At 68.6% G+C, this 13,161-nt stretch carries 10 protein-coding genes and 1 pseudogene; 3 read left to right on the forward strand and 8 right to left on the reverse strand.

What is annotated here, in order from left to right:
- A pseudogene (locus Q8N10_RS02500) lies at positions 1-133 on the forward strand (ISAs1 family transposase); the annotation flags it as partial.
- A 404-nt stretch (positions 134-537) separates the two neighbouring features.
- On the opposite strand, the gene Q8N10_RS02505 reads toward Q8N10_RS02500, so the two are convergent.
- The 6 genes from Q8N10_RS02505 to Q8N10_RS02530 all read right to left on the reverse strand — a co-directional run bounded on the left by Q8N10_RS02505 (position 538) and on the right by Q8N10_RS02530 (position 5,733).
- Positions 538-1,029, reverse strand: coding sequence for a CopG family ribbon-helix-helix protein (locus Q8N10_RS02505; protein ID WP_304776961.1), 492 nt, complete (start codon positions 1,027-1,029; stop codon positions 538-540).
- A 111-nt stretch (positions 1,030-1,140) separates the two neighbouring features.
- On the reverse strand, positions 1,141-1,869 hold the full coding sequence (locus Q8N10_RS02510; RefSeq protein ID WP_304776962.1) for a hypothetical protein: 729 nt from the start codon (positions 1,867-1,869) through the stop codon (positions 1,141-1,143).
- 2 nt (positions 1,870-1,871) lie between these two features.
- Complete coding sequence (locus Q8N10_RS02515) at positions 1,872-2,687, reverse strand: ABC transporter permease (protein ID WP_304776963.1); 816 nt, start codon at positions 2,685-2,687, stop codon at positions 1,872-1,874.
- Complete coding sequence (locus Q8N10_RS02520) at positions 2,684-3,577, reverse strand: ABC transporter permease (protein WP_304776964.1); 894 nt, start codon at positions 3,575-3,577, stop codon at positions 2,684-2,686. Before Q8N10_RS02520 ends, Q8N10_RS02515 begins: the two co-directional genes overlap by 4 nt.
- Entirely contained in the window at positions 3,574-4,626 is a 1,053-nt protein-coding gene (locus Q8N10_RS02525; protein ID WP_304776965.1) for an ABC transporter ATP-binding protein, read from the reverse strand. Before Q8N10_RS02525 ends, Q8N10_RS02520 begins: the two co-directional genes overlap by 4 nt.
- Before the next feature lie 12 nt (positions 4,627-4,638).
- On the reverse strand, positions 4,639-5,733 hold the full coding sequence (locus Q8N10_RS02530; RefSeq protein WP_304776966.1) for a PotD/PotF family extracellular solute-binding protein: 1,095 nt from the start codon (positions 5,731-5,733) through the stop codon (positions 4,639-4,641).
- A gap of 261 nt (positions 5,734-5,994) precedes the next feature.
- On the opposite strand from Q8N10_RS02530, the gene Q8N10_RS02535 reads away from it, so the two are divergent.
- Together Q8N10_RS02535 and Q8N10_RS02540 are read left to right on the forward strand one after the other, a co-directional pair.
- Complete coding sequence (locus Q8N10_RS02535) at positions 5,995-7,449, forward strand: NAD-dependent succinate-semialdehyde dehydrogenase (protein ID WP_304776967.1); 1,455 nt, start codon at positions 5,995-5,997, stop codon at positions 7,447-7,449.
- Positions 7,450-7,518: 69 nt separating this feature from the next.
- Positions 7,519-9,243, forward strand: a complete 1,725-nt coding sequence (locus tag Q8N10_RS02540; protein ID WP_304776968.1) for a hypothetical protein — start codon at positions 7,519-7,521, stop codon at positions 9,241-9,243.
- 25 nt (positions 9,244-9,268) lie between these two features.
- Here the strand turns inward: Q8N10_RS02540 and Q8N10_RS02545 are convergent, their stop codons facing one another.
- Positions 9,269-10,453 (reverse strand): isopenicillin N synthase family oxygenase, encoded by a 1,185-nt coding sequence (locus Q8N10_RS02545; protein WP_304776969.1) that lies wholly within the window; start codon positions 10,451-10,453, stop codon positions 9,269-9,271.
- Between the two features lie 224 nt (positions 10,454-10,677).
- Positions 10,678-13,131: a TonB-dependent receptor gene (locus Q8N10_RS02550; RefSeq protein WP_304776970.1), complete on the reverse strand. Its 2,454-nt coding sequence runs from the start codon at positions 13,129-13,131 to the stop codon at positions 10,678-10,680.
- Positions 13,132-13,161 lie beyond the last annotated feature (30 nt).

Below are 13,161 nucleotides of genomic sequence, written 5' to 3' on the forward strand. Positions count from 1 at the left end.
CCTCGCCCTCATCCGAAAGCTCGCCCTCAACATCATCCGACAGCACCCCGCCAAGGGATCCATCAAGACCAAAATCAAGCGGGCCGGATGGGATGACGCCTTCCTCTTCTCAATGCTCGGTCATATGCGATAGCCCTGCCCCTCCGGGGGAGGGGGACCGCGGAGCGGTGGAGGGGGTTGGGGCCGCGCCAATCCAACGGCCTAAGCCCCCTCCGTCTCGCGGCCGCTGGCCACGATCCACCTCCCCCGAACCGGCCTGCGGCCTGGGGGAGGAATTGGGCGGAGCTGCCCTGCATCGGCGTGTTCGGATGAATTGCTGCCCAGGCTTTAGGCAGGCGGCGTGAACTCATTGGGTGTTGAGCGCCGCGCCATATCCGCCGCCCGCGCCGCGCCTACCCTGGAACCTCGCCTGGAGGTTCGCATGACCCCTCGAAAAGCCGCCCCGAAGCCCGACAAGCCGCCGGCCGCCGTCCCGTGGGTCGTGCTGCTGCGCTCGGCCCTGTTCCAGGCCATGACCGTCCGGGCCGACCGGCTGGGCTAGCGGGCGCCGGCCCGGCGGCGGAGGGGAGCCGCGGGCTCGCTCGTCCCATGGGCATGCAGGGGCGGCAGCAGCGACCGCGTCGTCACCAGCTTCAACTGTTGCACCGCGCGCACCCGCCGCAGCCGGTCGCACAGCTGTTGCAGCCGCACCGCCGAGCCCTGGACCAGCAGCACCTCCAGCGAGCGATCCTCCTCCAGGAAGACGTGCTGCGAGGAAATCACCTCCGGCAGGTACTCGCTCTGCACACGGGCGAGCGCATGCCGCACGCGGCCGCTCTCGGCGCGGTAGATCAGGGTGATGGTTCCGGCCATGACACCGTCGGCCAGGCCGTCCTCGGTGTCGGCCAGCTCATGGCGGATCAGTTCGGCGATCATCTGCGAACGGCTGGGCAGGCCCCGGCGCGACACCATGGCGTCGAGCTGGGCCAGCAGCTTGCCGGGCAGGCTGATGCCGATGCGGGCGAGTTGCGGAAGCAGGTCCTGGTCCAAGGCGTAATCCAACTCTGACTGACGCGGGGCGACCGCAGCTTAACAGTCGCATGGCGGGTGCGGACCGATCAACGCGCCAGGGTCGATTTGGCGGACTCTCGGTTGGCAGCCTCAGGAGAGGGCAGCCGCCGGGGTGTCGCGGTCGATCAGGGTCCACTCCGCCGGGTCCACCGCGCGCAGGTCGGTTCCCTCCAGCCACGGGTAGGACGACAGGGTCACCCGGCGTGAGCCGCCCGCGACCTTGCCGTAGCAGATCGGCATCGAGAGCGCGGCGATGGCCGCGTCGCGGTTCCCGGCGGCCAGCGCCTCCGTCACGTGGACGGTGAGCGACTGCGCCGGCGCCAGGGACGTGGCGCGGTCGCGGATCTCCAGGAAGTGCTCGCCGGCGATCACCAGCAGGCCCTTGGCCTCGCCGGCCAGGCGGTAGGCTTCGAGCGGGGCTGCGGCGGGGGCCTCCTGGCGCCAGATCTCCTGGTATTCCGAGTGGATGCCGTCCTCGATCATGACGCCGTCCTTCACCGCGAAGGTCGCCTCGTCCACCGAGTCGTTGGGCGGCTGGTAATCGAGGTCGCGCCGCCAGAGGCAGACGTTTCCGGTGGCGGTCAGCTCGCCGGCGAAGCCCTGGACGGCGGCCATGTCGATCAGCTCGGCGTCGGTATAGTCGGCGAAACCCGTGGCGCCCTCGCGCCGGGGCCGGTCGGCCTTCACTCGGATATCGGCGTACCAGGACCTGGTCTGCAGCCAGAGGACCCGGGTCGTCTCGTCGCGGTAGCCCGCGGGCGTGGTGATCACCTCGCGGCGCCACAGGCCGGTGAGCTCGGGGGGGACATGGGCCGACATGGTTACGCCTCCAGGGGCCGGTGGCGGCCCATGAGCTTGGGCAGGTCGCCGACGGCGGCCAGAAGGCTGAAGGCGGCGAAGCCCAGCAGGATGAAGATCACCGCGCCCACGCACATGGTGGGTTCATAGCCCGAGCGCAGGCTGGTGAACACGCGGATCGGCAGGGTCTGCACCGAGAAGCCGGCCACCATGTAGGCGATCAGGTACTCGTTCAGACTGAGGACGAAGACGTAGACCAGGGCGCAGAGGATGTAGGGGGTCATGGCCGGGCGGACCACCATGCGGAAGGCCTCGGCGTCGCCGGCGCCCATGGTGTGGGCGGCCTCGATCAGGGCCTTCTCGATGGACTGGAAGCCCACCGACAGCATGGCCACCGGGATGCCCAGCAGGATCACCGAGTGGCTGAGGATCACGTTCTCGATGCGGCCCACATGGCCCGCCATGCCCCAGAAGGCCGAGAACATCAGGGCGGTCACCACGCCCGGTAGGAGGAACAGTCCCGAGCCCACGCCGGCCAGGGCCTTGGCGGCCTTGGAATTGTAGCGCCAGACGGCGTAGGCGATGGGCAGGGCGACGATCACCGCGATCACAGCGGCCAGGGCGCTGATGGAGAGCGAGGTCTCCAGAGACTTCATCCAGCCGGCGTCGGTGAAGAAGGCCTTGTACCATTTCAGGCTGAGCTCGCTGGGCGGGAAGCTCATCCGCCGGCCCTCGTTGAACGAGACGCCGATCACCACCACCAGGGGCGCGGCGATGAAGAGGGCGACCAGGGCGAGGAAGCCGCGGCGTAGGATCGTCGAGACCAGGCCTTCGTTCATGACGCGGGGCTCCCGGCCCGGGTAAGCAGGCGAACCAGGCCAAGCAGGCCCACCATCAGCGCGACCAGGGCCACGGCCTGGGCGGCGGCCAGCGGCAGGTTGCCGGTGGTCATGGCGCCGTTGGAGATAAGGATCCCCACCGTCCACTGCTGCGGCCGCCCCAGCACCAGCGGGGTCAGGTAGGAGCCGACGGTGAAGATCACCACCAGCAGGCCCGCCGAAAGCAGCGGCCCCTTCACCATCGGCGCCACCACGGTGAGGAAGGCGCGGGCGGGCGAGGCGCCCATGGTGGTGGCCGCCGCCGGTATGTCGTCGTCCAGCTGCGACATGGCCGGATAGAGGAAGAGGATGATGTAGGGCAGGACCAGATAGACCAGGCAGACCATGACGGCCGCGAAATTGGGATAGAGCGAGTGGACGGAGTCCATGATCCCCAGCGCCACCAGGGCCTTCACCAGGCCGCCGCCGCCCGATAGCAGCACCTGGAACGAGAAGACGATCAGCACCTCCGACAGGGACAGGGTCGAGAGCAGGCCCACCAGCCAGGTGATCTGGGCGCGGCGCTTCATGCGGCTGATGAAATAGGCGACGGGGAAGGCCAGGGCGACGCTGATCACCGCGGTGGTGAGCGCGAGCGTGAAGGAGAAAAGGGCCACCTTCAGGAACTGCGGATTGAGCAGCTGGCGGTACTGGGTCAGCTCCAGGCCGGCCCGCCACAGGCCGCCGTCCTCCCGGTGCGCGAAGCTCAGCTGCACCAGCAGGAACAGCGGGATCAGGCACAGGACGATCAGGAACAGGGTGGGCAGGGAGAGCAGGCCGGCCAGCACGACCTGGTCGCGGCTGCGGGGCTCGGTGTCCTTGGCCCTGAGCGGGACGGCGAGGTCGGTCATGCGGCCAGAACGCGGCACTGGTTCCGCGGCAGGCGCAGGTGGGCGATATCGCCGGTCCCGGCGCCCATCCAGTCGCGGGGCTGGACGACGCTGAGGACGTCGCGGCCATCGCAATCGAGGTGAACCTCGACGCTGGAGCCCATGTCGCGGATGAAGGTGATCCGTCCCGAGACGGTGTTGTCCCCCGCGCCATTGGCGGCGGTCAGCTGGATGTCCTCGGGGCGGATAGACAGGGTCGCCAGGCTGGCCGTGGCCGGCTGGGACATGGGGGCGACCTTGAGGATGTTGGCCCCGAAGCGGACCGTCTCGTGGTCCAGCACCTCCACCGGCAGCAGGTTGGACAGGCCGATGAAGTTGGCCACAAAGGTGTTGGCCGGGGCGCGGTAGATCGACAGCGGACTGCCGTACTGCTGGATCTTGCCGTCGCCCATGACGGCGATGCTGTCGGCCATGGACATGGCCTCGCGCTGGTCGTGGGTCACCAGGATGGTGGTGATCTGCAGGCGCTTCTGCAGCAGGCGCAGCTCGATCTGCATCTCTTCCCGCAGCTTGGCGTCCAGGGCCGAGAAGGGCTCGTCCAGCAGGAACACCGGCGGCTCCTGGGCCAGCGCCCGGGCGATGGCGACCCGCTGGCGCTGGCCGCCGGAAAGCTGGCTGACCGCCCGCTTCTCCATGCCCGGCAGACGCACCAGGGTCAGCAGCTCGTCGACACGGGCCTTGCGCTGGCGGGCGTCCTGGCCCTGGAGACGGAGGCTGAAGGCGACGTTCTCGCCGACCGACAGGTGGGGGAAGAGGGCCAGCGACTGGAAGACCATGCCGAACTTCCGGACATTGGCCGGCTGGCGGGTGATGTCGCGGCCGTTGAGCGCGATGGACCCTTCGCCCGGCGATTCCAGGCCCGCGATCATCCGCATGAGGGTGGTCTTGCCGCAGCCGGAGGGACCCAGGAAGCAGACGAACTCCCCCTGCGGGATGGACAGCGAGACGTCGTCGACGGCGAGGTGGGCGCCGAAGGCCTTGGTGACCTTGCTGATCTCAAGTCCGAACATGGCGCACGCTCCTCAGCTGGAGATCATCTTGGTGAAGTTGGTCGCCATGAAATCGAGGTGCTCGGCGCGCGCCTTGGTGTTGATGGTGATGGGCGGGATGTCGCTGGAGACCTTGTTGAACTCGGCGTCGGTCAGATCCATCAGCTCGCGCTTGATGAGCGGCGGGGCGTTGACCTTCCGCGCGATCAACTGCTGCGCCTCGGGCGTGCACATGAAATTTATGAAGGCGTCGGCCTGGGCGACCTTGGTGGACGCCATCGGCTGGCACCAGCAGCCGAAATCGATCACCGCGCCCTCCTTGGGGAAGATGATGGAGAGCGGCGTGCCGCTGGCCTTCAGGGTGGCGGCGACGTCGGCGAAATAGACGCCGCCCTTCACCTCGCCGTTCTCCAGGGCGGTCTGCATGGTGCCCTCGGAATCCCACCACAGCTTGGTGTTGGGCTTCAGTTCGGCGAGCTTGGCGATCACCTGCAGGATGCCGGCCTCGGTGTTGAGGATTTCGCCCCCGCCGAAGTAGGTGGCCGCGGCGATGTCGAAGATCGGGCTGGTGCCGGCGCCGGCCAGACCCCAGGCGTCGCGATAGGCCGGGTCCCACAGGGTGGTCCAGCTGGTGGGGGCGGTCTTGATCTGGTCTGGATTGACCACCAGGGCCAGGAACCAGCCGAGCGCGCCGACGCCGTCGATCCCCTTCGGACCGGTGGAGACGTACTGGGCGGGCAGGTTGCCGAGATTGGTGAGGGGCTTGGGGTCGCGTATCCGCCAGAGGTTGGCGTTGCGGCCGCGGTTGATATCGACCGCGGTGGAGATGCAGAGGTCCATCGGGGCGATGCCGGCCTTGTTGGCCTCGATCAGCTGCAGCAGGAACTGAAGTCCGGCCGGCTGGGGGATCGACTCGACCTTGATGCCGCTGGCCTTTTCGAAGACGGGGTAGACGTACTTCGACATCGCCTCCTCGAAGTTGCCGCCGTAGCTGGAGACCTTGAGTGTGTCGGCGCCGCCGCCTGACGCCTTGGGGGAGCAGGCCGCCAGGCTCAGCCCGGCCGCGCCCATCAGCAGGCCCCGTCGGTTCAGCAAGCCCGGTCGTCGGCCGTCTTGGTCTGCGTCCATAGCCACGCTCCATTCCTACCCTCTGACAGTCGATCCGCGCCGGAGGGCTGGCAAAGCCTGCCGGACGTGGCCGCGGGGCCCTGTCCCGATTGCCCTGAACCCGTGCAAGGAAGGGGCGCTCGGCGACTACGTTTCGAGCAGTTCGTACTACTGAGCAGGCGCCGCGCCAGAGACTCCGGTTCGATGAGCAGGCGGGAGCGGCGCGGCCGGCTCAGGCGCGGAAGGATGGCCTCGACACCTGTTCAAGCGAGGCTCCGCCCCATGCCCTACGACACCGAAATCGACGCCGCCGACCGGCCGCTGCTGATCGACAATGTCTGGCGCGCCGGCGGGGGCGGGGAGTGGCTGCCGGTCCTCAATCCGGTAGACGAGAGCGTGCTCGGCCGCTTCGCGGTGGCCACCACGGCGGATCTCGACGAGGCCCTGGCCAGCGCCCAGGCGGCGTTCCTGAAATGGCGCGATGTGGGGCCGCTGGCCCGCGCCCAGGTCCTGCGGGGCGCCGTGCTGCTGATCTTGGAGCGGGCCGACGCCCTGGCCACCGCCCTCACCCGAGAACAGGGCAAGCCGTTTTCCCAGGCGCGAATGGAGATCGAGGGCTGCGCGCGGGCCTTCGACTGGGCCGCCGAGGAAGGTCGGCGGACCTATGGCCGGGTGATCCCCTCCAACACGCCGGGCCTGATGTGGACCACAGGCCGCTTCCCCGTGGGGCCGGTGGCGGCCTTCACCCCCTGGAACTTCCCCGCCTCCCAGGCCGCCGCCAAGATCGGCAGCGCCATCGCCGCCGGCTGCTCGATCATCCTGAAGGGGCCGGAGGACGCCCCCAGCGGATGCGTGGGTCTGGCCCAGGCCCTGGTGGACGCAGGGCTTCCGCCCGGCGTCTTCACCCTGGTGTTTGGCCGCCCGCCGGAAATCTCCGAGCACCTGATCGCCTCGCCGATCATCCGCAAGGTGTCGTTCACCGGCTCGGTCCCGGTGGGCAAGCACTTGGCGGGGCTGGCCGCGGCCCAGATGAAGCCCTGCACAATGGAACTCGGCGGCCACGCGCCGGTGCTGGTGTTCGGCGACGTCGATCCGGTGGCCGCCGCCAGGACCCTGGTCATGGGCAAGTTCCGCAACGCCGGTCAGGTCTGCATCTCACCGACCCGGTTCATGATCGCCCAATCGATCTACGAGCCCTTCGTGGAGGCCTTCGTCGAAGGCGCCAAGGCGCTCGTCGTGGGGAACGGTCTGGACCCCGCCACCGAGATGGGGCCGCTCGCCAACGACCGCCGCGTGGCCTCGGTGGAGGCCATGGTCGCCGACGCCGTGGCCAAGGGGGCGACCCTGCGCACCGGCGGCGAGCGGATCGGCAACACCGGCTACTTCTACCGGCCCACGGTGCTCACCGACGTGCCGGAGACCGCGAAGGTCCTGCACGACGAGCCCTTCGGACCCATCGCCGTGATGGCGCCCTTCGCCGACCGGGAAGAGGCCATGGCGCGGGCCAACGCCACGCCCTTCGGACTGGCGGCCTACGCCTTCACCCGCAGCCAGGAGGACGCCGCCTTCGTCGCTCGCCGCTTTGAAAGCGGCATGGTGGGGATCAACACCTTCATGATCGGCGGCGCCGAGGCCCCCTTCGGCGGGATCAAGGAAAGCGGCTATGGCCGCGAGGGCGGCATGGAGGGCATCGACGCCTACCTCACCACCAAGGTGGTGGCCCAAATGCCAGGCTAGGGCCGGAACCCCACGCGAGACAGATCGCCGACCCGCGGTTTATGAATGACGCCCAAGCCGGGGGCGTGCGTGGACCACGAGAGCATCAACACCGTCGATCTCGCCATGGATACGGCCGGCGAAACCGACGCCGCCGCCGGCGCCCTGCTCGAGGTTCAGGCCCAGCTGACCCGGGCCCAGCTCCGGCAACTCGGCCTGCAGATTTACAACGACCGCCTGCTGCTGGCGATGCGCCTGCTGATGGCGGCGGCCGCGGTCGCCGCCGCCGTGGCGGTCGGGGTCTGGCTGTGGCTGGCCGCCCATGATCACGGGCTGGTGGTGGAGGAGTTCTCGGCCCCCGGCGATCTCGCCGCCCAGGGCCTGAGCGGGCGCACCGTGGCCGCCCGCGTCCTCGACCGCCTGATCACCCTGCAGGAGGCCACCGTCTCACTGAGGGCGCCCGACAGCTACGACACCAACTGGGGCAAGGACCTGTCGCTGCAGATCGGCGGCAGCGGGGTTTCGGTCAACCAGCTGGACCGCGCGGTCCGCGACGCCCTGGGGGACCGCACCCACATCACCGGAGAAGTCTACCGGCCAGCCCCAGGGCAGGTGACTGTGGCGGTCCGCGCCGGGTCCCGCGCGGCGGTCAGCTTCACCGGCCGTGAGGACCAGATCGAAGGCCTGATCACCCAGGCCGCCGAAGGGGTCTACGCCCAGACCCAGCCGTTCCGGTACGCCAATCACCTGAGGAACACGGGCCGCTACGACGCCGCCATCGCCCTCTTCCGCCATATGTCGACCCGGGGGGCGGCTCAGGAGCGGGCGTGGGCCCAGGCGGGCCTAGCCTACACCTATCTTCTGGTGGGCGATGCGTCGGCGGCCACCAAGGCCGGGGAGAAGGCGACCAGGCTCGATCCGGACCTGCCCGCGGCCTGGCTCAACCGCGCGGCCGGCGACTACGCGCGGGGCGACACCGAGGCCTTCCTGTCGAACAACCGCAAGGCTCTGGCCGCTCTCCAGGGCAAGCCGAGGTCCATGGAGGCCCCGGTGGCGGCCGCCATGCGGGCCTCGCTGTCGGAGAACATCGCCGCCGACCTGGGAGACTTCGAGGCCGCCGCCCGCCATGCAAAGGCCCTTGGCGAACTGTCTGAGGGCCTGACGATCGTCGGCGGCGAGGCGCCCTTCCTGCGCGCCGCCGACCTGGCGGCGGCTGGGGACGTGGCCGGGGCGCGGTCGGTCCTTGCCGACTACCCCGAGGCGACCGACGCCTGGATCGTGGTGCAGCCCTATCTCTGGACCCCGCACCTGCCCGGGGTGGCGATCGCCGAGGCCACCGGCGACTGGGTGGCCGGCTTGCCTGCTCTGAAGGCCGCCGTCGCGGCCGCGGAGGCCGGCGACGCGATGAGCCAGATGAAGGCTCGGGTCTATCTGCGGCCCTGGCTGGCCTACGCCCTGGCGAAGACCGGCGACGTGGCCGGCGCCCAGGCCCTGGTGGCGGGGTTCCCAGCCGGGTGCGTGCTGTGCGCCCGAATGGCGGGCCGGGTCGCCGACCTGGCGAACGATCGCGATGGGGCGAACAAGGCCTTCGCGCGCGCCGTCAGGCTGGCGCCCTCATCCCCCTTCGCCGCCACCGACTGGGCCGCCATGCTGTTGCGCCGGGGCGACGCCGCCGGTGCGGTGGCCAAGGCCCAGGCGGCGGTGAAGGCCGGCCCCCGGTCTACCTCAACCCTGTCGCTGCTGGTCCAGGCCCTGGAAGCTCAAGGCCGCAAGTCCGAGGCCGAGGTCGTCCGCCGCAGGCTCAAGGCTCTCTAGGGTCAGGGCTAGACCCGTTGCTCGGCTAGCGGGCGGCTTCGACCTTCGGGGGACTGGGGAACTCGTTCACCGCCTTGCGCTTGAACGGGTTCTCCTTGTGGATCGGGAAGTCGATCTTGAGCTCGCCCAGGCAGATCTTCTTGCGCAGGTGCTTGGCGCCGTTGACGCTGAAGCCAGCGAGATGGTCGCCCGCCACGATGCGGTTGTACTTGGCCGGGACCTCGCCGGAGACGAACTGGGGCAGGGGTTCGATCACCGTGTGGTAGTCCACCGCGAAGAACAGCGGCATGGAGAAGCGCTCCTTGCCGGTGTTCACCACCCGGTGCTGGGTGGCCTTGAAGCGGCCGTTGGTCCAGCCCTCGATCAGGTCGCCGACATTGACGATGAAGGTGCCGGGGATCGGCGGGGCGGAGACCCACTCGTCGGCGGCGTTCATCACCTGCAGGCCCGGCCCGCCCTGGTGCAGGATGGTGAAGCACTCGAAGTCGGAGTGGGCGCCGATGCCCAGGTTGTCGTTGTCCATCGGCCGGTCGTTGGGCGGATAGTGCAGCAGCCGCAGCTGCGACGGCGGCTTCTTCGTCAGCTTGGCGAAGAAGTCCTCGGGCAGGCCGAGCGCCACGGCGAAGGCGTGGAACAGGCTGTCGCCCACCTTCGTCACCGCGTCGTAGTAGGCCACCACCTCCTCACGGAAGCCGGGGATGAAGTCCGGCCACTGGTTGGGCACCAGCATCAGGTTACCGGCCAGGAAGTCCGGGTCGTCCTCCGGCAGCTCGATGGAGACGTCGAAGGCCGCGTGCAGACGCGGCTTGGTGAGGTAGTCGTGGTCGGGATTGGGCTCCACCAGGCGGTACAGCTCCGGGTCGCCGTCCTCATCCTTGTCGCCGTCCGGGATCCAGCCCCGGGTGCCCGGCGAATTGGAGATGTGGACCTGCTGCTTCAGGTCCTTGGGCGAATAGTGGAACTGTCGCGAGAGCTCGTAGGTGCGCTCGATCATCGCCTCGGGGATGCCGTGGTTCTTGATGTAGAAGAAGCCCACCGTCTCGCAGGCCCGGCCGATCTCGGCGGCGGTGGCCTCCAGGGCCGCGCGATCGGTCCCGCGCAGGGCCGAGATGTCGATCACCGGAATAGATGAGAAGGCCAGCAGCTTGGCGCCCATCTCGGCGGTGGCGGGCTCGGCTTCGGCTTGGCGGATCATCGACTGGGGGCTCATCACCGGCTCCTGGCGCTCTGTCCAAAGGACCCTAGGCTTCCTGCGCGGTCTGTAACCTCAAGACTGCGAGAAGCCTGAGTTTCGGCGCCACCGTAACACGTTTTGCCCAGGTCGTACTCAGTGGCGCCGCCGGGGCGCCCAGGATTTCCAAGCGTCACAAGCAGAAACCCCGACCCAGGCCTTCGGCCTGAGTCGGGGCGGTAGGGCGCGAGTAAGGGGAGCCTTTAGAAGCTCCGCTCGAAGCGGATGCCGACCCGCCGCGGCGGCAGGACGGCGTAGAAGAAGCCGCGCTGATAGACAGCCGCGCCGGTGTCGTCGCTGACCACCTGGTTGTAGGCCGGGGTGTTGCGCACGCCGGTCTTCACGAAGGTGTCGAACAGGTTGTCGGCGTAGAGCGTCGCCTTCCACATGTCGGCCTGGTACTCGACCGAGAGGTTGTGGACGGCGTAGGCGGGCAGGGTGACCCCGCCGCCCTTGTTCCCGGCCCGGGTCAGGACGTCGCCGGCCGCGGTGACGCCGTAGCCGAAGGCCAGGTTCCCCTCGAACATCGGCATCTCGTAGCGGGCGTAGATGCTCCCCTGGTCCTGCGGCGAGCCGGGCAGACGGTCGCCCGCCGCGCCCGCGGCGTATTGCAGGGTACCCTGGAAGCCGGGCGCGGTGATGAAGGGGATCAGGTTCGGCGTGCCCTCCGTGAACTCCGTGAGGTTGTGCATGTAGCTGCCGCGCAGGGTGAAGCCCTCGAACAGGTCGGCGGCGAAGTTGACCTCGACCCCCTTGGACTCCGCGTCGCCGCCGTTGATGGTGATCGGCTGCAGGCCGTTCTGGGTGGCCGAGTCCACCTGCGGCTTCTTCCACTGGATGTAGTAGAGAGCGCCGTTCAGGGTCAGGCGCTTGTCGAACCACTGGCTGTGGAGCCCGAGCTCGTAGTTCAGGGTCTTGTCGGGGTTGTACTCGGTCTCGTTGGGCAGGGCGCAGACGATCTGGTTGACCGGCAGGGGGTTGGGGCAGGCGGCCACGCCGTTGTCGCTACCGATCCGATAACCCTCGCTGATGGTCAGGTAGGTCATCACGTCGTCGCTGAACTTGTAGGAGGTGTTGAACTTGAACAGCCAGCCCTTGTCCTTCTGGCTGACCGTCGAATAGTTCACCACCAGGGCGTCCACCGGGGTCCGCCCTTGCACCGTGGTCGCCCAGAGCGGCAGGTCGACGCCGCTCTCGACCTCGAGATCATAGGTGTAGTAGCGCCCGCCCACGGTGACCTGGAAGGCGTCGTTGAACTGATAGCTCAGCTCGCCGAAGCCCGCCGACTCGGTGAGCTTGCGGTTGTTGACGCTGTAGTACTCCACCGAGTCCGGCCGCAGCGGCCCTGTGGCGAAAACCGACTTCAGATAGGCGTCGTAGAAGGGGGTGAACTCCTTGCTGAAGGCATCCTCGGTCTTGCGGTTGTAATAGGCCCCGACGATCCAGCTGAGCGGGGAGTCGCCCTTGGAGACCAGGCGCAGTTCCTGGGTGAAGCCCTTGTCCTCACGCTGCTCGTTGGTGAAGGCGGTGAAGCTGGGGAAGGCCTCGTAGCTGTACTCCAGGCCGATCAGCAGGTCGGTCTGGTCGCGCCGTCCGTCCGCCTCATATCGCGAGACGCCCGTGGCCGAGGTGAGCTCGGCGAAGCCCAGATCGAAGGAGCCCTCCAGCGCCAGGAGCTGGTTGGTCATCTCGTTGGGCTCGGTCACCCGCATCAGCGACGACCACTTATCGACCTTCACCGGGAAGCTGGTGACGCCCAGGCCGCTCACCTGGCGGCCGCCCACCTGGGCGTTCTGGTAATAGTAGGTGAGGTTCAGGTCGATGGCGTCGGTGGGCGCCCAGCGGAAGCCCAGGCGGCCCGAGAGGGTCTTCTCGGTGTTCACGTCCTTCTTGCGGTGCAGGTTGGCCCGGACCGCCGTGGGATTGGTGAAGTCGGGGTCGGGATCGGAGACTCCGACCTGGTTGACCAGGAAGGGCTGGTCGATGAAGCCCTGGTCGTTGAGCCAGTCGATGTTGAAGCGGACCGCGAAGCTGTCGCCGATCGGCGCATTCACCGTGAAGCCGACGTCGGTGCTGGGGTTGCGGCCGTGGGTATAGCCGTAGGCGTCGCCGCGGACATTGCCTTCCCACGCGCCGAGGCGCGGCCGGGTGGGGATGTAGCGGATCGCCCCGCCCAGGGTCCCGGCGCCGTAGAGGGTGCCCTGGGGGCCCAGCAGGAATTCGACGCGTTCGATGTCGTTGAGCTTGAGGTCCACGAACAGCGGGATGTCGCCCACATAGGTGGCGACCGTGCCGCCGCCGTCATTGTTGTTGTCGTTGGAGCCCAGGGCCGTGGCGTTCAGGCCGCGCACGATGATGTTGTTGCCCTGGCGGGCGCCCTGGTCGACGATGAAGATGCCGGGCACGAACCGAGTGATCTCGGCCAGGTTGTCGAAGCCCTGTTCCTTGATCTCCTCGCCGCCCACCGCGGCGATGTTCACCGGCGTGTCCTGGATCGTGGTGTCGCGGCGGGTGGCCGTGACGATGAGCTCGGAAACGCTCGCCGCATCGCCCGCGTCGGCGGCGAAGGCGGCCTGGGGCGCGAGCGCCACCAGGGGCAGGGCCAGCGCGCTGATCGAGCTCAGCAGCGCTGTTCGGGATATCGATCTTAGGAACATATTCCCCTCCATCTACAGATTGAGGAGAGG

Source organism: Phenylobacterium sp. (genome assembly GCF_030693625.1).
Taxonomy (GTDB): domain Bacteria; phylum Pseudomonadota; class Alphaproteobacteria; order Caulobacterales; family Caulobacteraceae; genus Phenylobacterium; species Phenylobacterium ferrooxidans.

What these genes read in the sequence shown, in the direction of transcription:
- Q8N10_RS02535 (WP_304776967.1), top strand. Translation starts at nt 5,995, where the DNA reads ATGCCCTACGACACCGAAATCGACGCCGCCGACCGGCCGCTGCTGATC.
- Q8N10_RS02530 (WP_304776966.1), bottom strand. Translation starts at nt 5,733, where the DNA reads ATGGACGCAGACCAAGACGGCCGACGACCGGGCTTGCTGAACCGACGG.
- Q8N10_RS02545 (WP_304776969.1), bottom strand. Translation starts at nt 10,453, where the DNA reads ATGAGCCCCCAGTCGATGATCCGCCAAGCCGAAGCCGAGCCCGCCACC.
- Q8N10_RS02550 (WP_304776970.1), bottom strand. Translation starts at nt 13,131, where the DNA reads ATGTTCCTAAGATCGATATCCCGAACAGCGCTGCTGAGCTCGATCAGC.
- Q8N10_RS02520 (WP_304776964.1), bottom strand. Translation starts at nt 3,577, where the DNA reads ATGACCGACCTCGCCGTCCCGCTCAGGGCCAAGGACACCGAGCCCCGC.
- Q8N10_RS02525 (WP_304776965.1), bottom strand. Translation starts at nt 4,626, where the DNA reads ATGTTCGGACTTGAGATCAGCAAGGTCACCAAGGCCTTCGGCGCCCAC.
- Q8N10_RS02515 (WP_304776963.1), bottom strand. Translation starts at nt 2,687, where the DNA reads ATGAACGAAGGCCTGGTCTCGACGATCCTACGCCGCGGCTTCCTCGCC.
- Q8N10_RS02510 (WP_304776962.1), bottom strand. Translation starts at nt 1,869, where the DNA reads ATGTCGGCCCATGTCCCCCCCGAGCTCACCGGCCTGTGGCGCCGCGAG.